Annotated in this window: 19 protein-coding genes and 1 pseudogene; 5 read left to right on the plus strand and 15 right to left on the minus strand. The window is 70.3% G+C overall.

All coding sequences use genetic code 11. The features are described 5' to 3' along the window. Nucleotides 1-36: 36 nt before the first annotated feature. The 8 genes from BM041_RS08055 to BM041_RS08090 form a co-directional block, all read right to left on the minus strand. The gene (locus BM041_RS08055; RefSeq protein ID WP_092958191.1) at nt 37-1,341 is read right to left on the minus strand and encodes a TRAP transporter large permease; all 1,305 of its coding nucleotides are present in this window, start codon (nt 1,339-1,341) and stop codon (nt 37-39) included. Nucleotides 1,342-1,345: 4 nt separating this feature from the next. Further along, on the minus strand, nt 1,346-1,897 hold the full coding sequence (locus BM041_RS08060; RefSeq protein ID WP_175533815.1) for a TRAP transporter small permease: 552 nt from the start codon (nt 1,895-1,897) through the stop codon (nt 1,346-1,348). 186 nt (nt 1,898-2,083) lie between these two features. Then, entirely contained in the window at nt 2,084-3,067 is a 984-nt protein-coding gene (locus BM041_RS08065) for a TRAP transporter substrate-binding protein (protein ID WP_092958195.1), read from the minus strand. A 64-nt stretch (nt 3,068-3,131) separates the two neighbouring features. Further along, on the minus strand, nt 3,132-4,115 hold the full coding sequence (locus BM041_RS08070) for a TRAP transporter substrate-binding protein (RefSeq protein WP_092958197.1): 984 nt from the start codon (nt 4,113-4,115) through the stop codon (nt 3,132-3,134). A 79-nt stretch (nt 4,116-4,194) separates the two neighbouring features. Continuing rightward, a complete protein-coding gene (locus BM041_RS08075) occupies nt 4,195-4,461 on the minus strand; it encodes a hypothetical protein (protein ID WP_092958199.1) in 267 nt (88 codons plus the stop codon). An 81-nt stretch (nt 4,462-4,542) separates the two neighbouring features. Next, entirely contained in the window at nt 4,543-6,132 is a 1,590-nt protein-coding gene (locus BM041_RS08080; RefSeq protein ID WP_092958201.1) for an ABC transporter substrate-binding protein, read from the minus strand. Next, nucleotides 6,089-6,526: a CBS domain-containing protein gene (locus BM041_RS08085; protein WP_092958203.1), complete on the minus strand. Its 438-nt coding sequence runs from the start codon at nt 6,524-6,526 to the stop codon at nt 6,089-6,091. Before BM041_RS08085 ends, BM041_RS08080 begins: the two co-directional genes overlap by 44 nt. 148 nt (nt 6,527-6,674) lie before the next feature. Continuing rightward, a complete protein-coding gene (locus tag BM041_RS08090; RefSeq protein ID WP_092958205.1) occupies nt 6,675-8,444 on the minus strand; it encodes a glucan ABC transporter ATP-binding protein/ permease in 1,770 nt (589 codons plus the stop codon). 204 nt (nt 8,445-8,648) lie between these two features. Here BM041_RS08090 and BM041_RS08095 point away from each other — a divergent pair, with 204 nt between their 5' ends. From BM041_RS08095 to BM041_RS08105, 3 genes are read left to right on the plus strand one after another with little or no spacing between them, the layout of a single operon-like run. Continuing rightward, nucleotides 8,649-9,662, plus strand: a complete 1,014-nt coding sequence (locus tag BM041_RS08095) for a tripartite tricarboxylate transporter substrate binding protein (RefSeq protein WP_245761975.1) — start codon at nt 8,649-8,651, stop codon at nt 9,660-9,662. 11 nt (nt 9,663-9,673) lie between these two features. Next, nucleotides 9,674-10,708, plus strand: a complete 1,035-nt coding sequence (locus BM041_RS08100) for a TauD/TfdA family dioxygenase (protein ID WP_092958209.1) — start codon at nt 9,674-9,676, stop codon at nt 10,706-10,708. Nucleotides 10,709-10,764: 56 nt separating this feature from the next. Next, nucleotides 10,765-11,739: a Bug family tripartite tricarboxylate transporter substrate binding protein gene (locus BM041_RS08105; protein ID WP_092958211.1), complete on the plus strand. Its 975-nt coding sequence runs from the start codon at nt 10,765-10,767 to the stop codon at nt 11,737-11,739. A gap of 30 nt (nt 11,740-11,769) precedes the next feature. Here the strand turns inward: BM041_RS08105 and BM041_RS08110 are convergent, their stop codons facing one another. The 4 genes and pseudogenes from BM041_RS08110 to ypfJ all read right to left on the minus strand — a co-directional run bounded on the left by BM041_RS08110 (nt 11,770) and on the right by ypfJ (nt 19,343). Then, entirely contained in the window at nt 11,770-14,169 is a 2,400-nt protein-coding gene (locus tag BM041_RS08110; protein ID WP_092958213.1) for a Calx-beta domain-containing protein, read from the minus strand. 125 nt (nt 14,170-14,294) lie between these two features. Then, nucleotides 14,295-16,742: a cellulase family glycosylhydrolase gene (locus tag BM041_RS08115; protein ID WP_092958215.1), complete on the minus strand. Its 2,448-nt coding sequence runs from the start codon at nt 16,740-16,742 to the stop codon at nt 14,295-14,297. Nucleotides 16,743-16,882: 140 nt separating this feature from the next. Beyond that, the gene (locus BM041_RS08120) at nt 16,883-18,331 is read right to left on the minus strand and encodes a M81 family metallopeptidase (protein ID WP_092958217.1); all 1,449 of its coding nucleotides are present in this window, start codon (nt 18,329-18,331) and stop codon (nt 16,883-16,885) included. A gap of 43 nt (nt 18,332-18,374) precedes the next feature. Beyond that, a pseudogene (ypfJ, locus tag BM041_RS08125) lies at nt 18,375-19,343 on the minus strand (KPN_02809 family neutral zinc metallopeptidase). Between ypfJ and BM041_RS08130 the strand changes: the two are divergent. Next, nucleotides 19,342-19,581 carry a hypothetical protein gene (locus BM041_RS08130; protein ID WP_092958219.1) on the plus strand — a complete coding sequence of 80 codons (240 nt, stop codon included), beginning with the start codon at nt 19,342-19,344 and terminating at the stop codon, nt 19,579-19,581. The pseudogene ypfJ and the gene BM041_RS08130 overlap by 2 nt on opposite strands. Here the strand turns inward: BM041_RS08130 and BM041_RS08135 are convergent. Next, on the minus strand, nt 19,559-20,956 hold the full coding sequence (locus BM041_RS08135; RefSeq protein ID WP_092958221.1) for an L-lactate permease: 1,398 nt from the start codon (nt 20,954-20,956) through the stop codon (nt 19,559-19,561). The genes BM041_RS08130 and BM041_RS08135 overlap by 23 nt on opposite strands. Nucleotides 20,957-21,003: 47 nt before the next feature. Here BM041_RS08135 and BM041_RS08140 point away from each other — a divergent pair, with 47 nt between their 5' ends. Beyond that, on the plus strand, nt 21,004-21,426 hold the full coding sequence (locus tag BM041_RS08140) for a gamma-glutamylcyclotransferase family protein (protein WP_092958223.1): 423 nt from the start codon (nt 21,004-21,006) through the stop codon (nt 21,424-21,426). Here the strand turns inward: BM041_RS08140 and BM041_RS08145 are convergent. Next, on the minus strand, nt 21,345-22,241 hold the full coding sequence (locus tag BM041_RS08145; RefSeq protein WP_092958225.1) for a DMT family transporter: 897 nt from the start codon (nt 22,239-22,241) through the stop codon (nt 21,345-21,347). The genes BM041_RS08140 and BM041_RS08145 overlap by 82 nt on opposite strands. Further along, on the minus strand, nt 22,238-23,101 hold the full coding sequence (locus BM041_RS08150; protein ID WP_245761976.1) for a DMT family transporter: 864 nt from the start codon (nt 23,099-23,101) through the stop codon (nt 22,238-22,240). The genes BM041_RS08145 and BM041_RS08150 overlap by 4 nt, the downstream gene beginning before the upstream one ends. Between the last annotated feature and the right edge of the window lie 20 nt (nt 23,102-23,121).

Raw genomic sequence — 23,121 nt, forward strand, 5'->3', positions numbered from 1 at the left:
CGCGGGCAGGGAAACCCTGCCCGCGCCTTTCGTCGCTCAGCGTGCCAGCAGCCACTCCGGCAGGCCGGTCACGAGCGTGACGGGAAACAGCGTGATCAGCACCAGCGTCACCACCAGCATCATGAAGAAGGGCAGCGAGGCCATTGCGACCTCCCCCTGGTCCTTGCCCGTCATCGTCTGCATCACGAAGAGGTTGAATCCGACCGGAGGCGTGATCTCCGCGATCTCCACCAGCAGGACGATGAAGATCCCGAACCAGACCAGGTCGAACCCTGCCTGCTGGATCATCGGCACCACGATCGAGGTGGTGAGCACGATCATCGACACGCCATCCAGCGCCGTGCCCAGCACGATGTAGACGACCACAAGGATCGCGATGATCCCGTAGGGGCCGAGGTTCAGCGCGGCCACCCCCTCGGCCAGTGCGGCGGGGATGCCGGTCAATGCCATCGCCTTGGTCAGGAAGGCGGCGCCGGCCAGGATGAACATGATCATGCAGGACAGCCGCGTGGCACCCAGCAGGCTGTCGCGGAAGCTCTCCCAGCTCAGCGTCCGCGTCACCGCCGCCAGCACCAGGCTGCCCAGCACGCCGAAGGCCGCGGCCTCCGTCGCCGTTGCCCAGCCCACGAACATGCTGCCGATGACGACGACGATGAGAATCGCGCAGGGGATGAGCTGTGCCGATGCGCGCATCTTCTCCATGAAGGACAGGCGCGGTTCCATCGCCGGCTGCTTGGCCGGGTTCAGCAGCGCCCACACCACGATGTAGGCACTGAACAGCAGCATCACGATCAGCCCGGGCAGGCACCCCGCGATGAAGACGCGGACGATCGAGACCTCCGCCGCCACGGCATAGACCACCATGATGATCGAGGGCGGGATCATGATGCCGAGCGTGCCGGCGGTGGCCAGGCTGCCGATCGCGATCCGCTCGTCATAGCCGCGCTTCTTCAACTCCGGCAGTGCGATCTTGGAGACGGTCGCGCAGGTGGCGGCGGAGGAGCCGGAGACGGAGCCGAAGATGCCGCAGGCCAGGATGTTCACATGCAGCAGCCGCCCGGGGATACGCCGCACCCAGGGTGCCAGGCCGTTAAACAACTCCTCCGACAGCTTCGTGCGGAACAGGATCTCCCCCATCCAGACGAACATCGGCAGCGCGGCCAGGGTCCAGGATCCGGTCGATTCCCACATGGCGCCGGCCAGGAACAGGCCCGGTGTCGGCGATGTCGTGATCATTGCCAGGTAGCCCACGGCCGCGAGGCTCATGGATATCCACACCCCGGCGCCAAGCAGCATGCAGAGAACGACGAGGAGCAGCAGGGAAAGCGTCAGCAGGTCCATGGCGCTATACCTCCGCCGAGAAGTCGCCGCGTGCCGCACGATCTTCCGCGGCCACGACATAGGTCGGCTTGGCACCGCCCAGCACGATGACGAATTCGTCGATGATGGCCACCAGCAGCAAGCCGGCGCCGATCGGCATGGCGAGCTTCGGGATCCAGATGAGGAAGGGCACGGTGCCTTGCGCCACCTCCTCGATCTCCCAGCTGAACAACACGTCCTGCGCGGTCCACCAGGTGATGTAGGCGACAACGGCGCCCGCGATCAGCAGCGCCAGGATCTCCGCCCCCCGCCGCACCGGCGGCGACAGCTTCTCGATCCCCATGCCGACGCGGATCAACTCACCCCGCTTGAAAGTGGCGGCCAGCGCGAAGAAAGTCGTGGCGACACAGAGATAGGCGCTGAGATCGTCGGAGCCCGGCACCTGCATGCCGACCTCCCGCAGGCCCATCTGCGCGATCATCACGCAGAAGATGCCGAGCAGCGACAGCGCCGCGACGCCGGCGGCGAGCGCGTAGGTGGCGTCAAGCAGCCGCCGAAGGAGACCGGGCGCGTTCATGCGGGGCTTCGCCGGGCAGCATGCCGTGCCGCCACCCCGTGGCGGTCGATGGTCATTGTCATGAAGCCCCCGCATTGCAGCCGAATACGGGGATCATCGGAGCCACCCGCCAGGGGCGCAAGTCCCGCCCGCACCGGCAGCGGCCCCGACTCCCCGCCCCTGCCCAGCTTCGCGGCGCCGGCTGCCTCAGCGAGAGGCGCGATAGGCTTCCAGCATGCGCCGGCCATCCTCGCCGGCGCGCGTCACCCATTCGTCGATCATCGTCGTCCCGGCCTGGCGGATCGCTGCCAGCAGCGCCGGCGACGCGTCCACGACCTGCACGCCGCGCGCGACCATCCGTGCCTCGGCTTCCGCCTGCGCCTCCTCCGCCAGGCGCCAGCCGCGCGCCTCCGCCTGCCGCGCAGCGGCCAGGACGGCGCTGCGCTGCGACTCCGTCAGCGCCTCCAGCGACCGGCGGCTGACGAAGACCGCATTCTTGCTGGTGGCGATCGAGGCACGGATGAAGACGCGCGAATAATCCCAGACCGCAGTATCGGCGGCGACGGGGGCCGTGGTCAGCTGGGCCTGGATGATGCCGCTGGCGAAGGCCTGCGGGACTTCCGGCGCTGTCACCAGCACGCCCTGGGCGCCCAGCAGCGCGGCGAGCCGCGTGGAGATCGGGCTGTAGCTGCGCAGCCGCAGGCCCCGGAATTGCGCGGGGTCGGTGATCGGCTGGTTGGCGGTGATCGCCACCTGCGGCCAGGGCGCCATGTAGAGCAGCGCCAAGCCCTGCCGCGCCAGCCGCACCTCGATGAACGGCGCCTGCACCGCGGCCAGGCGGCGCGCATCGTCAAGGTTCTGCACCAGGCCCGGCACCGCATCGGCGTCGAAGAACGGATCCTCGTTGCCATAGGCGGTCAGCAGGATCTCCCCGAGCTGGATCTGGCCCGACTGGACGCTGCGCTTGATCTGCGGCTGGGGGACAAGGCTGCCATTGCTGTGCAGCTGGATCTGCAAGGCCTCGCCGCTCGCCTGCGCGACATCGGCGATGAAGGCGCGCAGGTTGCGCGTATGGTAGTTGCCATCGGCAAAGCCCGTGGCCGCCTGCCAACGCGTGGATTGCGCGGAGGCACCGCGCGCCAGGAGACCTGCGGCAGCGGCACCGAGTGCCGCGCGACGTCCGAACACCATCGTTGTCGTTCCCCCCAAGGAAAAGCCCCGGCGCGCTGGCGCCGGGGCCGCAGTCACGCCCTGCTCAGGCGCGGTAGGCGTCGATCAGCCGCTTGCCGTCCTCGCCGGCGCGGCCGATCCATTCCTCGGTCATCGTGGCGGAGATGCGGCGCAGCCCGGCCAGGAATTCCTCGGTCGGCGGCACGATCTGCATCCCACGCGCGCCGAGTGTCGCTTCCGTGCTGCGCTGCGCCTCGCTGCTGAGGTCATAGCCGCGGCGTTCCGCCGCCGCCGCCGCCGCGCGCACCACCTGCTGGTCGCTGGCGGAAAGCCCCTCCATCGCGCGGCGGGACACCATCACGGCGTTCTTGGTCATGGAGAAGCCGAGCGGCGTGAACACCCGCGCATAGTCCCAGGCGGAGGTATCGACGCCCGTCTGGGCGGAGGTGATCTGCGCCTGCACGACTCCGGTGGCGAAGGCCTGGGCCAGTTCCGCCGCCTGCACCAGCGTGGGCTGCGCGCCGACCAGGGCGGCGAAGCGGTTGGTCGCCGGGCTGAAGGTGCGGAAGCGCAGGCCGCGCAGACCCTCGATCGTCGGGATCGGCGCCTGGGCGTAGAGGCCCGCCGGCGGCCAGGGCACGGTGTAGAGCAGGCTGAGGCCCTGCCGCGCGAGCCGCGTCTCGATGAAGGGCTTCTGCAGGTCGGCCAGCTTCTTCGCCTCGGCGAAGTTCGTCACCAGCTGCGGGATGGCATCCGCGTCGAAGAAGACGTCCTCGTTCGAATAGGCGGTCAGCAGGATCTCGCCCATCTGCACCTGGCCCTGCTGCACGCCGCGCTTGATCTGCGGCATGGGCAGCAGGCTGGCATTGGAGTGGAGCTGCACCTGCACGCGCCCGCTGGTGCCGGCCTGGATCTCCTCGATGAAGGTCCGGATGTTGCGGGTGTGGAAATTCCCGTCGGGATAGGGCGTCGCCATCTGCCAGCGCGTCTGCGCGCTGGCGGGGCCGGTCAGGGCGGGCGCGGCAAGCGCCGCGCCGGTGGTGGCGAGAAGGGTACGGCGGCTGAGCATGGTTCGGGTCCCCCGGGGCTGAGGGGCGGGAGCATCGCCTCCAACCGCCGGATGAGGCAAGCCCCGGGGAATCCGCGCCCTACAGCGGATAATCCCGCGCCGGGTCCACCCCCGCCGTCTCCAGGAACTTGCGCATCGCGCCGACTTCCTCCTTCGACAGGCTGTGGTGACTGTCGTGGAAGCCCTGCACATGCCCGTTCAGCGTCACCTTCACCTGGCCATGGCCGCCATGGCTGACGTCAGCGCCCAGGGCCTCGAAGACCGAGGCGACGTGCTTCGGGTCGATGTTGCTGCTGACGGGGTGGGAGAACAGGGCGTGCAGCGTCTTGCGATGATGATGGTTCATGGAATCCATTCCTCTGCCGTTGTTGGATGCCATGATGGGACGCAGGCCCGGTGCCGTCCTTGATGCGGATCAAGCCGGGGCTCAGGGGGCCGGGCGCGTCCCCATCGCCACCGTCCGCTCATCCATCCGCGGCTGATGCACCAGGCCGCGGCGGGTCGCCCAGGAATTGGTGATGTTGAACAGAGGCACCACCGCGACATCGTCGCTGGCCAGCCGGATCGCCTCCCGCAGCACCGCGGCGCGATCCTCCAGCGCCAGCAGGGTCGCGGCGCGATCGGTCAGCGCATCCAGCGCTGGGTTGGAATAGCGCGCGGCATTGGCGGCGCCGCGCTGCGCCGCGCGGTCGAAGGTGCCGATGACGGAGATCAGGAAGCTCCCGGCCTCCCCCGTGCTGCTGCCCCAGCCCGCGAGGCGCGCCGGGAATTCCTGCCGGGCGGAGCGGGCGGAATAGCTGGTCCAGGGCAGCGCCTCCACCTGGGTCCGCACGCCGATCCGCGTCCACATCTGCGCCACGGCCTGGGCGGTGCGGGCATCGTTGGGGTAGCGGTCATTCGGCGTGAACAGCGTCATGCGGAAGCCCTGGGGATAGCCCGCTTCCGCCAGCAGGCGTCGCGCGCCCTCCACATCGAAGGCAGGCACGGGCACTTCCGGCGCATGGGTGGTGGTGCCGGGCGGCATCCACTGCCCCGCCGGCGCGGCCGCACCCTCCATCACCCGTTCCACCAGTGCGTCGCGGTTGACCGCGATGTTGAGGGCGCGCCGCACGCGCACATCCATGAACGGGTTCACCGGCAGGGGCCGGCCCTCATGGTCGCTCACCTGCGGCAGGCTGCCGGTGCGCGAATGATCGAAGGCGATGAAGATCAGCCGCAGGCCCTGGATTTCCGCGATGCTGACGCGCGGGTCGCGCTTCAGTCGCGCCAGGTCGGTGGAGGGCACCTGGTCGATCAGGTCCACATCGCCGGACAGCAGCGCCGCCGTGCGGGCCGTGTCATTGGCGATGACGCGATAGGTGACGCGGCTCCAGGGCTCCCGCTGCCCGAACCAGCTGTCATTCCGCGCCAGTTCAAATCGGTCGCCGGGGATGGAGGAGGCAAGCCGATACGGCCCCGTCCCGATCGCCGCGCGGCCGCTATTGAAATCCTCCGTCGTCCGCCCCTCCGCCGCATGCTTCGCCACCATGGCGATGGAGCCTAGTTCGATGGGCAGCAGCGGATGCGGCAGCGCGGTGTGGAAGCGCACCGTCAGCGCGTCTACAACCTCCGTCCGCTGGATGGCGCGGACGAAGGGGCTGAAGCTGGCGGGGGAATTCGGCACCAACGGCGGCCGAGCCACGCTGAAGGCGACATCCTCGCTCGTGAAGGGGCGGCCATCATGCCAGGTGACGCCCGGCCGCAGCCGGAACTCCCACACCGTCGGTGCGATGGCCTCCCATGACGCGGCGAGCCCAGGATAGGCCCGCACCTCCGCATCCCGCTCCACCAGCCGGTCGAAGATGTGCATGGAAAGCGCGAAGTTCGGCGCCGCGTTGTAGAAATGCGGATCGACCGAGGTCGGTGGCGCGCCCGTGGCCACCGTCAGGTTCTGCGCCGCCGCCGGGGCGGCGAGCAGCGCGAGGAGAAGCGCGCTAGCCCGCGCTTTCCACGTAGTGGCGGAGTTCCTCGGCTTCATGCACCGCTTCCTCGATCCGCGCCTTCACCAGGTCCCCGATCGAGACCAGCCCGGCAAGGCTGCCATCATCCTCCATCACCGGCAAATGCCGGCAGCGCCGATCCGTCATCAGGGTCAGCGCCTCCCCGATGCGTGTCCGCGGCGTCACGGTGTGCAGCGCGCGTGTCATGAGCTGCGCGGCGGGCATGCCCACGGAATCGGCGCCGTGCAGCGCCATGGCACGGACAATGTCCCGTTCGCTGACGATGCCGAGCACATCGCCCGCGCCGTCCCGCACGAGGGCCGCGCCGATGCGATGCCGGGCCAGCGTCTTCGCCACCTCTGCCACGCTGTCATGCGCCTGGATGGACACCACCTCGTGTCCCTTGCGCTGCAGGATGATGGCAATCGTCATGGTCGTGTTTCCTCCCGTTGCGGGAGGGGGCGCGAGGGATCAGCCGGCGCCGCCTCCACCATGCGGAGGATGGTGGCACCGCGTGGCATCGCGGTTCAAGGATTGCGTGCGTGCCACGCGCGATTGCGCGCGGGGGTTGAAAGCCCGGTCAGGCGGCCGGGACCGGCTCCGGCCCCGTCAGCTGTGTCTTCACCAGTTCGGCGAAGCGCCCACCCTGCGCGACCAGAGCCTCGAAACTGCCGCGTTCCGCCACCTTGCCATGCTCGAAGACCAGGATCTCATCCGCATCGCGCACGGTGGACAGGCGGTGGGCGATGACGAAGGTGGTGCGGCCCGTCATCAGGGCCTTCAGCGCCCGCTGCACCCGCGCTTCCGTCGCCGCGTCCAGCGCGCTCGTCGCCTCGTCCAGGATCAGCACCGGCGGGTCTTTCAGCAGCGCGCGCGCGATCGCCAGGCGCTGGCGCTGGCCGCCGGACAGGGCGGCGCCGCGTTCCCCCACCATCGTGTCGTAGCCCTGCGGCTTGGCGGTGATGAAGTCATGCGCCTCCGCCATCCGGCAGGCACGCTCCAGATCCTCCTGGCTCGCATCCGGCCGGCCGATCAGCAAATTGTCGCGGATGGAGCGGTTGAACAGCAGGCTTTCCTGGAACACCACGCCAACGTTGCGCCGCAGGCTGTCGAGCGTGAGGTCGCGAAGGTCATGCCCATCCAGCGTCACACGGCCTTCCACCGGGTCCCACAGCCGCTGCAGCAGCGCCATGGCGGTGGATTTGCCCGCGCCGGTCTGGCCCACCAGCGCTATGGTGCGCCCGGGCGGGGCATCCATCGACACATCGGCCAGGATGCGCGGCCCGCCGGGATAGGCGAAGGCCACATTCTCGAACCGCACGGCGCCAGTCACGCGCTGCAGGTCCTTCGCATCCGCCTTCTCCGCGACGGAGGACCGGGCATCCAGAACGGTGAAGAACTCCTCCAGCGACGGCATCTGGAACACGAGGCGGGACACGAAGCCGACGGCCCCTTCCAGCCGCCCGATCAGCAGGGTGGCGAAGCCCATGAAGGACACGATCTCACCGACCGTCGCCTGGCCACGCACATGCAGCATGGTGCCCAGCACGAAGACGGCGATGACGGTGATGGTGGAGGCGCCGCGCGTCAGCACCGCGACCACCGCCCACCAGTTCAGCACCGGGAACTGGTGGTCCAGCACCTGCCGGACAATGTCGCCGAACAGCCTGGCCTCGCTGGCCAGGCGGGAGAAGGACTGCACGACGACGACATTGGACAGGGCGTCCTGCGCATTGCCGGCCAGCCGCGTGTGCAGCGTCTCCACCTTGCCCTGAGCGGCCTCGGTCTTCCGGATCACCCAGGCGGAGACGATGGCGAAGAGGATCACCAGCACGATGAGCAGCAGGCCGAGCCGCCAGTTCATCACCAGCGTCAGCGGCAGCAGCACCAGGCAGGCGATGAAGGTGGTCAGATGTTCGCGGAAGAAGGAAAGCCACAGGCCGAACAGATTGTCCGACCCCACCAGCATCACCTTCATCAGCCGGCCGGATTGCGTGTCCCCGTGGAAGGACAGGGGCAGCGACAGCACATGTTCGAAATACCGCGCCATGATGGTCAGGCGGTTGCGATGGGCCATGCGGTCCGACAGCAGCGCCACCGCGACATTGGCGCCGATGGCCGAAAGCCCGACCGCGGCCCAGAGGCCGAGCAGCGCGAAGGCTTCCGTCCAGAGCGCCGCGTCCGACATCCGGTCAGACCGCGACAGCAGGTCGATCACCCGCCCGAAGAGCACGGGCTCCAGGAAGGACAGTCCCGCCAGCGCGAGCGCCGCGAAGGTCAACCCATAGGCTACCCAACGGTCCGGGCCCAGCAGCCGGAGCACCCGCAGGTAGAGCCTCATGAAACGCATGAACCGCGCCCCTCCATCCCGCCCCGCGCGTATCCCGAGTCCAGGCCGGCTGGCAAATGCGGTGTAGCACGCCCGCCCATGCCGCCGCTTGCCAGCAAAGCCTATCTTGCGGCAGGAACGGCGTGGAAGCGGTGGAGCGGGACGGAAGTTCCCGCGCCCGCTGCGCGCGGCACCGCGCCGCGCGTCATCGAGGAGGACATCGTCATGCGCATTACCCGCCGCGCCACCCTGGCCACTGCCCTGGCCCTTCCCTTCGCCGCCCCCGCTTTGGCCCAAGGCACGAGCGCCGGGACCTCCTGGGCCGCGGGCCGGCCCATCCGCCTGGTCGTCGGCTTCACCCCGGCCGGCACGACGGACATCGCCGCCCGCCTGCTGGCCGAACCGCTCGGCCGCCGCCTCGGCACGCAGGTCGTGGTGGAAAACCGCCCCGGCGCCGGCGGCAACATCGGCAACCAGGTGGTCGCCCAGTCGGATCCCGATGGCCACACCCTGCTGATGCAGACGATCAGCGGCGGCGCCATCAACTACTCCCTCTACGGCGCCCGCATGCCGGTGAAGCCGGAGGATCTGGCGGCCGTCGCGCTGATGCTCCGCGTGCCGAACGCCATCTTCGTCAACCCGCAGCTGCCCGCGCGCACGCTGCAGGAACTGGTGGCACTGGCGAAGGCCCGCCCCGGATCCCTCAACATCGGCTCCTCCGGCGCCGGCACCTCGCTGCACATGACCGGCGAACTGCTCAAGCTGGAAGCGGGCATCGACATGGCCCATGTCCCCTTCCGCGGCGCCGGCCCGATGATGCAGGAGATCATTGCCGGCCGCGTGGAGGTGGGGGTGGACAATTTGCCCTCCGTCATCGGCCATCTCCGCGAAGGCCGCCTCCGCCCGCTGGCGGTCACGACGCGCGAACGCAGCCCCGCCATGCCCGATGTGCCGACCACCGCGGAAGCCGGCCTGCCGGGCGTGGAGGCGACCGCCTGGTTCGGCCTGCAGGCCCCCGCGCGCACCCCGGCTGCCATCATCCAGCGCATCTCGGACGAGGTGAACGCCATCATCCGGGACCCCGACATGGCCCGCCGCCTCGCCGACCTCGGCGGCATGGCGCCCGGCCTGACGCCCGATGGCGGCACCAGCCCGCAGACCTTCGACGCCTTCATCAAGGCGGAGATCACGAAGTGGGGCGAGGTCGTCCGCCGCTCCGGCGCGACGGCCGACCAGTAGGCGGAGCGGCGATGCAGGACCTGTCACCGATCGGCGGCGCCGTGGCCTGGACGGGCGCGACGCTCGGCGACTGGTCCGTCACCCTATCGCCCGCGGAGATCGCGGAGATCGAGGCAGCGCTGCGCGGCCTCGGCGACCGCGACATCCCCCGCATCACCGCCGCGCACTTCCCGCTACCCCGCACGGCGCCCCGGCTGAAGGCCCTGGCGGCGGTGGCGGAAAGCGGCGCGGGTGTGGTTCGCCTCGGCGGCCTCGACCCCGGGCGGTATCCGGCGCGGGACCTGAAGCGCCTGTTCTGGGGGCTGATGTGCCATATCGGCACACCCCTGCCCCAGAACACGACCGGGGAGGTGCTGGGCGAGGTGAAGGATGAGACCGGCACGGGGGAGGCCCGCGCCGAGGGCTCCGCCCGCAACCGCAGCCGCTCCACCGGCCCGCTACGCTTCCACACGGACAAGTGCGACCTGCTGGCGCTGCTCTGCGCCAGCAACGGCATCGCGGGCGGCGTCTCCCGCATCGTGTCCACCATCGCGATCCATGACGCCCTGGCACAACGGCGGCCGGACCTGCTGGCCGTGCTCTACCAGGATTTCTGGCGCGCCCGCCCGGCGGATGAGGAGGGCGAGGGCATGGCAGCCCGCCCCTTCCCCATGCCGGTCTTCGCCCGCGGTCCCACAGGCGCCTTCACCTGCCAGTACAGCCGCACCTATGTCGAGATGGCGGAGCGCCAGCCCGGCGTACCGCCCCTGACGGCCCCGCAGGTGGAGGCGATGGACATGCTGGCCGCGCTGGCCGACGAACTCTGCGTGGAAGCGCCCTTCGAGGCCGGGCAGATCCAGATCATGAACCAGCACGTCACGCTGCATGGCCGCACCGCCTATGCGGATGACGCAGCCGCGGGCGCCAGGCGCAACCTGCTGCGCATCTGGCTGTCCAGCCCGCTGTCCCGCGCGCTCCCGGCCGGCCATGCGGGGCAATGGGGCAGCACGGAGGCCGGCGCGCTGCGGGGCGGCGCCATGCCGGGGCGGAGCGCGATCGCGGCCTGATATTGCGCTTCCTGGCCGGCTGTCGTTACTGGCGACCAACACGCAGGGAGACGACCATGCAGACCCTTACCCGCCGCGCCGCGCTGGCCACGACCCTGGCCCTGCCGGCCTTGTCCGTCCGCGCGCAGACCCCCTGGGCGCCCAGCCGCCCCGTCCGCATCGTCGTCCCCTTCCAGGGCGGCGGCGCCACGGATTTGACCGCGCGTCTGCTGGCGGAACGCCTCGGCCCGATGCTCGGACAGCCCGTGGTGGTGGACAACCGCCCGGGTGCGGGCGGCAATGTCGGTGCCGACATGGTCGCGAAGTCCGACCCCGATGGCCACACGCTGCTGATGTGCACGATCGGCACCGCCAGCATCAACCAGTTCCTCTACAGCCGCATGCCCTTCCGGCCGGAGGATCTGGCCGCCGTCGCGCTGGTGAACCTGGTGGCGAACGGCGTGATCGTGAACCCCAGCGTGCCCGCCCGCAATTTCGCGGAGTTCCTGGCCTATGCGAAGGCCAATCCGGGGCGGCTGAACTACGGCACCCCCGGCAACGGCACCTCCGGCCATCTCTGCGGCGAATACCTCAAGGCGCGGGCGGGAATCGATCTCACCCACGTGCCCTATCGCGGGACCGGCGGCGTGGTGCCGGACCTCATCGGCGGCAACATCCAGGTCGCGATCGACAACATGCCGGCCTACCTGCCGCATGTCCGCGCCGGCACGCTGCGGCTGCTGGCCGTTACGACGAAGGATCGCTACTTCGCGGCGCCGGAGGTTCCGACCGTGGGCGAATCCGGCGTGCCGGGGTTCGAGGCCGTGGCCTGGTTCGGCGTTCAGGCCCCCGCCCGCATGCCGGCCGTGATCCTGCAGCGCTACGCCGCGGCCATCGCGGAGATCTCCCGCGACCCCGCCGTCATCGCCCGGCAGCGCGAGATCGGCGCCGAGCCCAACTACCTCGGCCCCGTGGAGTTCGAGGCCTTCATCCGCGCCGAGAACGAGAAGTGGCGGGAAGTGGTGCGCCTGTCCGGCGCCAAGCTGGACTGACGCCGGGGCGTGGAGGCGGCGTCGCCGCCCTCACAGCACCCAGTCATCATCCGCGATGCGCCCGATGCCGAGCGCATCGGCGATCGTCGCGCCGCTGGCGGAGAAGAGTTCCAGCCTGAACTCCTCCGCCCGCTCCGCGACCTCATCCGCGCGGATCTCGACCTCGATCACCTGCCGCGTCTGGCCGGGCTGGAAGGTGAGAACGCCGGAGGCGTGGACATAGTCCGTCGCATCGGCCGTGCCCGGCGCGGTGCGCCAGCCCACCGTCACGGGGCTGCTGACGGGATCGCTCAGCGTCACCGTGAAGCTCGCCTTGCGCACTGCCTCCGCGGGGTCTGGCAGGATCTCCTCGATCGCCGCGATCTTCTCCGTCAGCACCGTCTTCCAGTCATCGGCCAGGATGCCGCCCGTGTCGCCGGAATTGGGGTTCCAGGACCACCAGGCATAGGAAACACCCGGGCCGGCGATGTCCTTGTCCCCATCCGCATCCACGTCGCCCGACATGTAGTCGACGATCTTCTCGAGCCAGGCGCGATCCTTCGGATCCGTCATGCGGGTGCCGAATTCGCCGACGAAGATCGGCGCCGTCCCGCTCTCCCACAGATAGCCCCACATCCTGTCGAACAGGTCGGGCAGCTTGGCGGCGAAATCGGCGCCCTGGAAGAAGGGCTGCGCATAGACAGAGTTCGGATAGTCATGCGGCGAATAGACCAGCTTGTTGGCCACGTTCAGCTGCACCGGCCGTTCCGCGGCCCCCATCAGGTTGCCACCCCACCAGTAGTAGTTGTTCTGATGCTCGGCCACGCCCTCGACGAAGATCAGCCAGTCCGGGTTCTTCGCCAGGGCCGCATTGCCCGCGAGTTCCGCGGCACTCGCCCAGGCATTCCAGCTCGCGCCATGCGGTTCGTTGCTGAGGTCGGCGCCGATCACCGTGGGGTCGCCGGCGTAGCGGCTGGCCAGCATCTCCCACATCCCGACCCATTGCGCCTGGGTGTACCCGCCATCGAACCACAGGCCGTTGCCGTTCGGCCCATTGCCGGCGGCACTGCGATGGTGGTCGAGGATGATGCGAAGCCCGATATCGCCGGCATAGTCGACGATCCGGTCCATGATCTGCAGCGGCGTCAGCCCGGCCAGGTCCGGGTTGAGGTTGAAGTTGATGCCGTTCGGCGTGCCGCCCTTCAGCACCGATTCCGCGCTGAAGGGCAGGCGGATGGCGTTGAAGCCCGTCTCCGCCATCTGGTCCATCATGTCCTTCCAGTTGCGGACATCGAGGCCATGCGGCGCGAAGGTCGTGCCCTCCATCCCGAACCAGTTCACCGCGGCGATCTTCACGGCCTGGCCGGTGGCGTCGACGATGTCGCGCCCCCTGGTGGACAGCACGCCCACCATGCCCGGCGCCCCCGGGTCGCCTTCCTGCACCGCCGCATCGGCGATGGCGATGCGCGGGCGGTCATTGTTGACGATGGTGCCGATGCCGGTGCCATCGGCGATCACGCCGCGTTGGGGTGACGACAGCGTCAGCACCACCGTCTCATCCATCTCCACCAGGCGGTCGCCGATGACGGTGATGTTGACGGTCCTCTCGGTCTGGCCGGCGGCGAAGCTGACCTTGCCGCTGCGCGCGACGAAGTCCACGCCGGATTGCGCCGTGCCGCCGCTGGTCGCGAAGCTGACGGAGACGGTGCTGGTCATCGCCTCCGCCAGCGTCACCTTGAAGGCCAGGATCGTGTTGCCGCTGTTGCCTTCCACCACCGAGGCGTCGGAGACGGAGAACCGCGCCGCGTCATCGTCGCGGAGGGTGGCGACGCCGGTATTGTCCGCGATCGTCGCGCCCGTGGCGCCGCTCAGCCGCAGGCTGAAGCTCTCGGTGGCCTCGAAGACCCGGTCATTGGTCAGCGCGACGGAGACGCGCTTCACCGTCTCCCCCGCCGCGAAGGTCAGGCCGCCGCTCAGCGCCGAGAAGTCCAGGCCCGACCTGGCCGTGCCGCTCACCGTCGCGAATTGAACGGTGACGGGACCGGTCGCGGCGGCGGAGAGCTTCACCTCGAAGGTCGCGAAGCCCGCGCCTTCCAGCACCTCCACATCGCCGACGCTGAGGCTGGGCGGCGCGGGGGGCACGGGTGGCAGGCCGGCCGCGCCACCCAGGGTGAAGCCCGCCGGGTCCGCGATGGCGCCGGGGCCTGAAGCGCTGAAGCCGAAGCTGATCGTTCCCCCGGCCGGTGCCGTGCTGTTCCAGGATTGGCCGCGCACGAGGTAGCGGCCGGCGGAGACGCTGACGATCTCCGCCCCCCAGATGCTGTCGATCGCAAAGGCACCGTCGAAGGCCAGGGTCAAGCCATTCAGCGCGGCATCGGGCGTCAGCGTCACCTGGCCGACGAAGCCGGTGCTCCAACTGGCGGTGCGCTGGAACAGGATCTGAGCGGGCATCGGCAGGCCATCCAGGGGTGCAAGCTGAGGCTTGATCCCATGGCGGCCACCAATGGTAAAGTTTCATTTTACACTATTTGTCTCAATAATCGCGTTTTACGACAATTCTCGAATAACGATACGCCCTAAAGGGCCCAGTCAGATGCCGCGAGCCGCGCCGCGGCCACCCCCGCATCATCGTCCAGGATTGTTGCCACGCCGATACCGTCCCCGATCGTCGCGCCGCGGGCCTGGGACAGTTCCAGTTCGAAGGTCTCCGTCCCTTCCCCCGCCTCATCCGGCCGCAACGCCACCGCGATGCGCTTCACCGTCTCACCCGGCGCGAAGGTCAGCACGCCAGTTGCCGCCACGAAGTCGCTCTCGGCGGCTGTGCCGGGCCGGGTCCGCCAGTTGACCGAAACCGGCGCCGCCGCTGCCTGGCTGAGGCTGACGAGGAAGACGGCCTCCGCCGGTGCCTCCGCGACGCCGGGCATGATCGGCGCCAGCCGGTCGGTCTTGGTGGTCAGCACCGTCTCCCAGTCATCCGCCAGGATGCCGCCCGTGTCGCCGGAATTCGGGTTCCAGGACCACCAGGCGAAGGATGCCGCGGGGCCGGCGATGTCCTTGTCCCCATCCGCATCGACGTCGCCGGAGAGGTAGGCGATCAGCTTGTCCGCCCAGGCCTGGTCCTTGGGGTCCACCAGGCGGGACCCGAATTCGCCCATCAGCACCGGCGCCGTGCCTTCGCGCCACAGGTAGCCCCACATCTTGTCGAACAGGCCCGGCAGGTTGGCCGGGAAGTCCGGGCCCTGGAAGAAGGGCTGCGCATAGACCGAATTCGGGTAGTCGTGCGGCGAATAGACCAGCTTGTTCGCGACGTTCAGCTGCACCGGCCGTTCCGCGGCCCCCATCAGGTTGCCGCCCCACCAGTAGTAGCTGCCATTGTGGTCGCCCACGCCCTCCACCAGCACCAGCCAGTCGGGGTTGGCCGCCAGCACGGCATTGCCCGCGCGTTCCGCCGCCCCGGCCCAGGCGTTCCAGGCCACGTTGTGCGGTTCATTGTGCAGGTCGGCGCCCACTACGGCGGACCCGCGGTAGCGCACCGCCAGATCCTCCCACATGTCGATACACCGCGCCTCGGTGAAGCGCCCATCGTACCAGAGGCCGTTGCCGTTGGCCCCGTTGCCGGCTGCACTGCGGTGGTGGTCGAGGATGATGCGCAGCCCGATCTCCCCGGCATAATCGACGATCCGGTCCATGATCTGCAGTGGCGTCAGCCCGACCAGATCCGGGTTCAGGTTCCAGTTGATCCCGTTCGGCGTGCCCCCCTCCTGCACCGCCTGGGCGGAGAAGGGCAGCCGGATCGCGTTGAACCCCGTCTCCAGGATCTGGTCCATCATGTCCCGCCAGTTGCGGGTGCCGAGGCCGTGCGGCGAGAAGGTGCTCGTCTCCAGCCCGAACCAGTTCACGGCCGCCAGCTGCACGGCATTGCCCTGCGCATCGACGATGCTGCCGCCGCGGGTGGACAGCACCCCCTCGGGCGGCGCCAGGCCGGCGAAGGGATCGCCTTCCACCACGGCCGCCGCATCCGCCACCGTGATGCGCGGCAGGTCGTTGTTGATGATGGTGCCCGTTGCCTCCGCATCGCTGTAGGCGGCGCGGACCGGATTGGTCAGCCGCAGGAGGAAGCTCTCATCCGCCTCCACCTGCGTGTCGCCATTGATGGTGATGCGGATGGTCTTGCTCAGCTCGCCAGGCTGGAAGGACAGCGTACCGCTGCGGGCAACATAGTCGCTGCCGGCCAGGGCGGGGCCGTCCGCCGTCTGGAAACGGGTGGAGACCACGACATCCTGCGCCTTCGACAGCGACACGGCGAAGGTCATCACCCTTGTGCCGGCATTGCCTTCCGTGACGCTGGCATCGGCCACGCTGAAGCGGGCGATGTCGTCATCCTCGATGGTGGCGATGCCCTGGCCATCGGCGATGGTCGCGCCCGTGGCGCCGGTCAGGTTCAGCAGGAAGCGTTCCGCCTGCTCCCGCGTGGCATTGTCCACCAGGCCGACGGAGACGACCTTGCTGGTCTCCCCCGCCGCGAAGGTGATGCTGCCGGTCGCCGCGCGGTAGTCGCTGCGGGCCAGGGCCGTGTCGTTGGCGGTGGCGAAGGTCACGGTGACGGGCGTCGCGCTGGCCTTGGACAGCGTCAGCACGAAGCGCGCCGCGCCATCATGCTCCCACGCCAGCACATCGCCGACGGACACTGTCGGCAGCACAACGACAGGCGGCGGGGGCAGCGCCACCGCGCCCGGCGCTGCCAGCGTGAAGCGGGACGGATCGGGCTCGGGACCCGTCGTCGCCGCCTGGAAGCCGAAGCCGATCTCCCCGTTCCAGCCTGTCGCGTTCCAACTCGCGTTGCGGATCGTGTAGACGCCGTCGAGGAAGGAGACGATTTCCGCCCCCCAGATGTTCACGATGCTGAAGCCCGCATCGAAACGCAGGGTCCATCCGTTGAGGGTCGCCTCCGGCCGCATCGTCACCTGCGCGACGAAGCCCGTGCTCCATTCGCTGGACCTTGTGACGCTGAACTGCGTGGGCATGGTGGCGCCGCTCCCCCTGGCATGGCGCCGGCCCTCCCCCCCCGGGCAGCCGGCCTCATCTTCCTAGCGGGGCGTGTCGTCAGGCAGGGTACCGTTGTGTCGTCTTGTGTCGCCGCCGCGGCGACAATCCGGATCGTGACTCAACGCCAGGATGCGGGGACGTGGCGGAAGGGCAGCGCCGCCAGGTCCAGCGCCGCGGGGCCGGGGCAGTCGCATTCCACGATGGCGCTGCATCGCGCCGCGAAGGCGGCGCGGAAGTGGTTCTTCGCCTTGTTCGCCAGCAGCCGTGTCGTCGCCAGGTCGATGCCGTGCAGCGCGAAGAAGGCCGGGTCCACCGCCGCCTCCTTCCGGCTGGTCACGATCACCCGCAGCAGGCCGGCCCTCAGCACCACGGTCGGGCCGAGATCGACCGGCGCGCCGCGCTCCATCGGCCCTTCATTCACGAAGCGTCCCGCGGTCAGTCGTTCCACTACGGCATCCATGGCCACGGGCGGCCCGAAGACATCGGTGGTGCGCCCGCCCAGCATGAACGCTGCCCGCGCGCCCTCCCCCATCGCCGCCGCCCGCGCCACCACGGCGGCATCGTGCAGGAAGGCGAAGACAGTCGGCACCGGCGGCCCGGCTTCCGCCAGCACGCGCAGCATGTCGGGCGTATCGGCGACACCGCCGGAGAGCGGGTTGTCCGCGGGATCCAGCAGCGCCACCAGGCCCGGCGGGGCCGCGAGCGCCGTGGCCAGCGCATCCCGCGGCGCCGGCAGAGAAACCGCGAAGCGGGGCAGCCGCGCGACGATCGCATCCCGTACCGCCGCCGCCGCGCGGGCCGCGGCCTCCGGCGTCGTCGCCCAGGCCATGCCGCTCGGCCCCGCATAGGGCGCATCGCCCCAGGAGAAGCCGCCAAACGGGGCGGCCTCCACGACGCCGTCGCCTTCCAGCGCCGCCGCTTCCGCCCAGACCTCCGCCATGGGGCCGGCCTCGCTGCGCATGTGGAAGCTGTGCAGCACCCGGGGATGCTTCGCGATGGCGCCGAACAGGCGCTGCCCCGCCAGCCGCCGTTCCAGCATCGCCAGCGCCCGCAGCGCCACCGCATCCATGTCGAGATGCGGGTAGGTGCGATAGACACTCGCCCCATCCAGCAGCGTCGCCAGTTCCGGCGCCATGTTGCCGTGGAAGTCGAAGCTCGCCACCAGGGGCGTGGCGCCGATCGCCGCCCGCACGCGCCGCACCGTCGCGAGGTCCGCGGCCGGCTCATGTTCCGCCACGCAGGCGCCGTGGAGGGAGAGATAGACGCCATCCCAGGGCGCGCCCGCCGCCAGGCCGTCCATCACCTCCGCCAGCCAGCCCTCATAGGCGTCCCGCGTCAGCGGCCCGCCGGGTTGCGCGGAGGTGCAGCGCAGCACCGTCGCCTGCCAGTCGGGCCGCGTGGCGAGGAAAGCCCCAAGGCCGCCAAGCTCCGTCGCCGTGCCGGCATAGCGGGCCAGCGCCGCCTCCCCCGCCACCCATTCGCGGGATCGCAGTTCGGCCGGGCCGGTCGGGACCGGGGTGAAGGAATTGCCCTCGAACCAGAGGCGGGCGACAGCGATGCGTGGCATGGCGCGATCCTACCGTCACGCCGCGCCGCCTGCCCATCCCGCGTCAGGGGCGCGCCGGCCGGAAGGTGTCGCAGGCTTCCAGCTGGCCGGATTGCAGGCCGGTGCGGAACCACCGCACCCGCTGTTCGGAACTGCCATGGGTGAAGCTGTCCGGCTGCACGTGGCCGCGCGCCCGGCCCTGCAGCCTGTCGTCGCCGACGGCGGCGGCGGCGGCCAGACCTTCCTCGATGTCGCCATCCTCCAGGATCTGCCGGGCATCCTGCGCCCGGCGCGCCCACATCCCCGCCAGGCAATCCGCCTGGAGTTCGACGCGGACCTGGAGCGCATTACCCTCGGCCTCCGCCACCCGGCTGCGCAGTTCCTGCACGCGCCCCAGCACGCCGAGCTGGTTCTGCACGTGGTGCCCGACCTCATGCGCGATCACATAGGCCGCCGCGAAATCCCCGGGCGCGCCCAGTTGCAGCTGCATCTGCGCGAGGAAATCGAGGTCGATGTAAACCCGCTGGTCGCCCGGGCAGTAGAAGGGCCCGACCGCCGACTGCGCCATGCCGCAGGCGGACTGCACCGCGCCGGAGAAAAGCACCAGGCGCGGTTCCTGGTAGCGGCGGTTCATCTGCTGGAAGACCGGGTTCTACACATCCTCTGTCTCCGCCAGCACACGGCGCACGAAGCGGCTGCCTGCATCGTCCGCCGGCGGCGCCGCGCCACCACCCTGCGTTTCAGCCCGCTGCGGCGCGGGATCGCCGCCGGACAGGATCACGCCGGGATCGACGCCGAGCAGCAGCGCCAGCACCACCAGCACCACGCTGCCGAGCCCGCCGCCGAGCGCGATGCCCCTTCCCCCGAGGCCGCCACTGCCGCGCCGGTCCTCGACATTGCTGCTTTCGCGTCCATCGCCGAGTTGCATCGCGTCCCGTCCTCCGTGGCGGGCTGGCAACGTGCGGCGTCCTGAACGGTTGCGGCGCGGGCGCTTCGGCGCGAGCATCCGTCCACGCGCAAGGGAGACGACCATGTCCACCGAACCGCTGATCCTCGACCTGGTCGAATGGGTGGCCGCCCACCCCCGCCCCTATGCGGAGGTCATCGACGCCTGGCGCACCAACTGCCCGCGGCTGACGGTGTGGGAGGATGCGTCGGAGCGTGGCCTGGTATCCTGCGCCACCGACCCGTCCGGCATCCTGATGGTCTCCGCCACCAAGACCGGGCGCCAGGCGCTGGCCGCGCGCCTCAGCCCAGCAGCGCCACCATGACCCAGCCGACCACGACGACGCCCAGCAGCGACGGCAGCAGCAGCCGCCAGACCTGGCCCGGCCGCGCACCATCCGCCAGCAGGCCGCAGACCATCGCCGTGACGGCGAAGGACATGCCCGCGCCGGCGGATCCCGCGAAGTTGTGGAGCGCGGGCGCCAGCCCCTCCGGCATCCCGGCTTCCCGCCCGAGCGCGAATTGCACCGGCATCAGCGCGGCGTTGGACCCCACATTGCTGCCGGTCACCATCCCCGACACCAGGCCCATCACCGGCACCGCATAGGGCGCCGCCGGGCCCAGCGCCTCCGCCGTCGCGCTCGCCAGGCTGGCCGCGATGCCGGACCCCGCCATCCACCGTGCCAGCACGACATAGAACAGCATGGCCATGGCGGGCTTCAGCGCGCGGCGAAAGGCGCCCGTGGCCACCACCGGCGCATCCGCCCGCATCGCCAGCAGCACGCCGGCCGCCAGCCACAGCACGACGGCCACATGGGTCAGCGGGAAGCCCGGCAGCTCGGGAAAGGGTGACCAGGACGGCGCACCGGCCCAGCTGCGCGCCAGCAGCAGCGCCGCCGTCAGGCCGAGATAGGGCGCCATCGCCCGCCCCGCCCGGCGCCAGCCCGCCGCGCCCGAGGGCGGGTCGAGCTTCCACAAGGCCAGCAGCAGCGGCAGGCCGGAGGCCAGCACGCCGATCACCTCGAAGGGCAGGACGGGATGCAGCAGTACCAGCATCGCCGCCATCGCCGCCAGGAAGCCCATCTGCGCCAGCTTTTCCGCCGGCGGCACCACCACGCCGGCGGCGGCGCAAAGCCGCCAGAGCACCGGCCCCATCAGCAGCAGCCAGGCGGCATTGGGCCAGGACGCCATGGTGGCGATCTGCTGCGCCGGCATGCCCACCAGCGCCGCCCCCAACGCCGTCCCCGGGCCGAGGCCGCCCCAGGGCACCAGCGTCAGCGACAGCAGCGCCATGGCGGCGGCCGGCGCGCCGCCGATGCCCATGCCCCGCAGGGCGGAGAGCGCGAAGACCGCGCCGACCGCGAAGCCGGTGACGCTTTCCATGAAGACGCCCATCAGCAGCGTGGCGACGAAGATGCGCCGCGGGTCGGGCGCGCCCTGCCCGGCCTCCGGCTTCGCCAGCGCCGCATGGAACAGCAACCCGCCCATCACCACGGCGATGGGCTTGGAGGCCAGGAAGGCGCCGCGCAGCGTCTCTGCGCCCAGGAAGGGCAGCGCGGACACGCCATCCGGCAGCGACAGCAGCACCGCCGGCAGCGCCACGACGAGGGCCGCCAGCACCGCCGGCACCGGCCCCGCGCGGCCGGAGACGAGAAGGCCCAGCAGCAGCAGCAGCGGCGCGGCCTGGAGGAACAGGATCATCCCGGCATCCTTGCCACATCGCCGCGGCGGCGCCAGCCTGCCGCCCCATGCTCTACGCCGCCTATGGCAGCAACCTGGACCACGCTCGCATGCTCGGCCGCTGCCCCGGTGCCACGCCGCTCGGCGCCGCGCTGCTGCCGGGATGGCGCCTGGCCGTGAACCGCTTCGCCACCATCGAGCGTGACGGCGCGGCCGCGGTGCCGATCGGCCTCTGGCGCATCACGGAACAGCACCGTCGCGCGCTGGACATCGCGGAGGGTGTGGCGCTGCGGATCTACCGCGCCGTGATGCTGGACATCGACGGCCACGGTCCCGCCCTGACCTATGTCGAGCAGCGCCTGCGCCCCGGCCCGCCATCCGACGCCTATGTCGCGCATCTCCGGCAGGGCTACGCCGATTTCGCGCTGGACGGCGCGGCGCTGGACGAAGCCCTGGCCCGCTGGAGCATCGCTTCCCGCCGCGTGATGTAGAGCGTGGAGCCGATGATCAGCGCGCCGCCCGGCAGCAGCCACCATTCCGGCACTTCCCCGAACAGCGCCACGCCGAAAGCCACGGCGAACAGCAGCCGCACATAGGACAGCGGCGCGATGAAGCTGGCATCCGCCATGCGCAGCGCCATGATCCAGACCCACATCGCCGCCGGCCCCAGCACCGCCGCCGCCAGCAGCAGCCCCGCATTCCACCAACCCGGCCAGGCCAGGCCCGGCAGCGCGACCGGCAGGCTGACGGCCAGCGCCACCACGCCGACATAGAACATGATCGTCACCGTGCGCTCCGTCCGCGCCAGTCGCTTGGTGGTGATCAGGATGCCCGCGCCGAAGACCGATGCCGCGATGGCCGCCAGCACCGGGATGCCGATCGGCACCATCCCCGGCCGCATGATGATCAGCACGCCCGCGAAGCCCGCCAGCGTCGCGGTCCAGCGCCGCCAGCCCACGCGTTCGCCCAGCAGCGGCGCCGCCATGGCGGTGACGAACAGCACGGTGGTGAAGGACAGCACCGTCGCGGTGGCCAGCGGCATGCCGGAGAAGGAGACGTAGTAGAGATACCAGGCGATGGCGGAGAGCAGGCCGCGGAAGATCTGCATCGGCAATTCGCCCGTGCGCACCAGCAGCACCGGGCTGCGGATCAGATCCGGCACCGTCCAGGCCAGTTGCCCGATGGCCCGCGCCAGCACCAGCGTCGCGATCGGCACGCCGACCAGCGCCTTCACCGCCAGCGTCTCCAGCGTGAAGAGCAGCGACGCGGCCAGCGCCAGCAGCGCCGCCTTCGTCGTCTGCGTCACTTGCGGCGCGCTTCCGCGATGGTCACCACCATCGCCCCACCCAGGATGATCGCCGCGCCGATCCAGCCGAAGAGGTCCGGCACCTCCCCGTACAATACCCATCCCGCCACCGCGACGACGACGATCCGCAGGTACTGGAAGGGCGCGATGGCCGAAGCCTCGCCCGCGCGCAGCGCCTCCGTCACCAGGAAGATGATGCCCGGGCAGATGATCGCCACCAGCAGCATCAGCGCCATGTCGCCCAGGTTGAGCGGCACCCAGGCATGGATCGCGAAGGGCAGCACGCCGGAGAAGGTGACAAGGCCCACCCAGGCCAGCACCGTCTTCGTCGTCTCCGTGGTGGTGAGCATCCGGCTGGTCACCGTGATGCCGCACCAGGCGATGGCGGCGCCGATCGCCGCCGCCGCGCCGATCCAGTCGATCTGCGCCCCCGGCCGCAGCATCACCGCCACGCCGACCAGCCCCACGATGGTGCCCGTCCAGCGCCAGCGGTCCACCCGTTCCCCCAGCAGCACGCCGGCGAGCATGGTGGTGAACATCACGTTGGTGAAGGACAGGACCGTGCCCGTGGCCATGTCGAGCCTGGTGAAGGAATAGTAGTACAGCCCCCAGCAGATCAGCGACGACATGCCGCGGAACACATGCATGGGAGCGCGCTTCGTGCGGAACACGCCGATGCCGCTCACCAGCATCGTCGGCATCACCCAGAGCAACTGCCCGAAGGCGCGGGACGCCAGCTGAACCTCCGTCGGGATGCCGCGCAGCGTCATCCAGCGGATGAACAGCACCTCCGTCGCGAAGAAGACGGCCGCCGCCGCCATCAGCGCGGCGCCCTTCAGGTTATTGGTCGGCGGGTTCACCGCGCGTGAGACCGGTGCAT

The organism is Falsiroseomonas stagni DSM 19981, from assembly GCF_900114315.1.
GTDB classification, from domain to species: domain Bacteria; phylum Pseudomonadota; class Alphaproteobacteria; order Acetobacterales; family Acetobacteraceae; genus Falsiroseomonas; species Falsiroseomonas stagni.

What these genes read in the sequence shown, in the direction of transcription:
- BM041_RS08055 (WP_092958191.1), bottom strand. Translation starts at nt 1,341, where the DNA reads ATGGACCTGCTGACGCTTTCCCTGCTGCTCCTCGTCGTTCTCTGCATG.
- BM041_RS08060 (WP_175533815.1), bottom strand. Translation starts at nt 1,897, where the DNA reads ATGAACGCGCCCGGTCTCCTTCGGCGGCTGCTTGACGCCACCTACGCG.
- BM041_RS08065 (WP_092958195.1), bottom strand. Translation starts at nt 3,067, where the DNA reads ATGGTGTTCGGACGTCGCGCGGCACTCGGTGCCGCTGCCGCAGGTCTC.
- BM041_RS08070 (WP_092958197.1), bottom strand. Translation starts at nt 4,115, where the DNA reads ATGCTCAGCCGCCGTACCCTTCTCGCCACCACCGGCGCGGCGCTTGCC.
- BM041_RS08075 (WP_092958199.1), bottom strand. Translation starts at nt 4,461, where the DNA reads ATGAACCATCATCATCGCAAGACGCTGCACGCCCTGTTCTCCCACCCC.
- BM041_RS08080 (WP_092958201.1), bottom strand. Translation starts at nt 6,132, where the DNA reads ATGAAGCCGAGGAACTCCGCCACTACGTGGAAAGCGCGGGCTAGCGCG.
- BM041_RS08085 (WP_092958203.1), bottom strand. Translation starts at nt 6,526, where the DNA reads ATGACGATTGCCATCATCCTGCAGCGCAAGGGACACGAGGTGGTGTCC.
- BM041_RS08090 (WP_092958205.1), bottom strand. Translation starts at nt 8,444, where the DNA reads ATGCGTTTCATGAGGCTCTACCTGCGGGTGCTCCGGCTGCTGGGCCCG.
- BM041_RS08095 (WP_245761975.1), top strand. Translation starts at nt 8,649, where the DNA reads ATGCGCATTACCCGCCGCGCCACCCTGGCCACTGCCCTGGCCCTTCCC.
- BM041_RS08100 (WP_092958209.1), top strand. Translation starts at nt 9,674, where the DNA reads ATGCAGGACCTGTCACCGATCGGCGGCGCCGTGGCCTGGACGGGCGCG.
- BM041_RS08105 (WP_092958211.1), top strand. Translation starts at nt 10,765, where the DNA reads ATGCAGACCCTTACCCGCCGCGCCGCGCTGGCCACGACCCTGGCCCTG.
- BM041_RS08110 (WP_092958213.1), bottom strand. Translation starts at nt 14,169, where the DNA reads ATGCCCGCTCAGATCCTGTTCCAGCGCACCGCCAGTTGGAGCACCGGC.
- BM041_RS08115 (WP_092958215.1), bottom strand. Translation starts at nt 16,742, where the DNA reads ATGCCCACGCAGTTCAGCGTCACAAGGTCCAGCGAATGGAGCACGGGC.
- BM041_RS08120 (WP_092958217.1), bottom strand. Translation starts at nt 18,331, where the DNA reads ATGCCACGCATCGCTGTCGCCCGCCTCTGGTTCGAGGGCAATTCCTTC.
- BM041_RS08130 (WP_092958219.1), top strand. Translation starts at nt 19,342, where the DNA reads ATGTCCACCGAACCGCTGATCCTCGACCTGGTCGAATGGGTGGCCGCC.
- BM041_RS08135 (WP_092958221.1), bottom strand. Translation starts at nt 20,956, where the DNA reads ATGATCCTGTTCCTCCAGGCCGCGCCGCTGCTGCTGCTGCTGGGCCTT.
- BM041_RS08140 (WP_092958223.1), top strand. Translation starts at nt 21,004, where the DNA reads ATGCTCTACGCCGCCTATGGCAGCAACCTGGACCACGCTCGCATGCTC.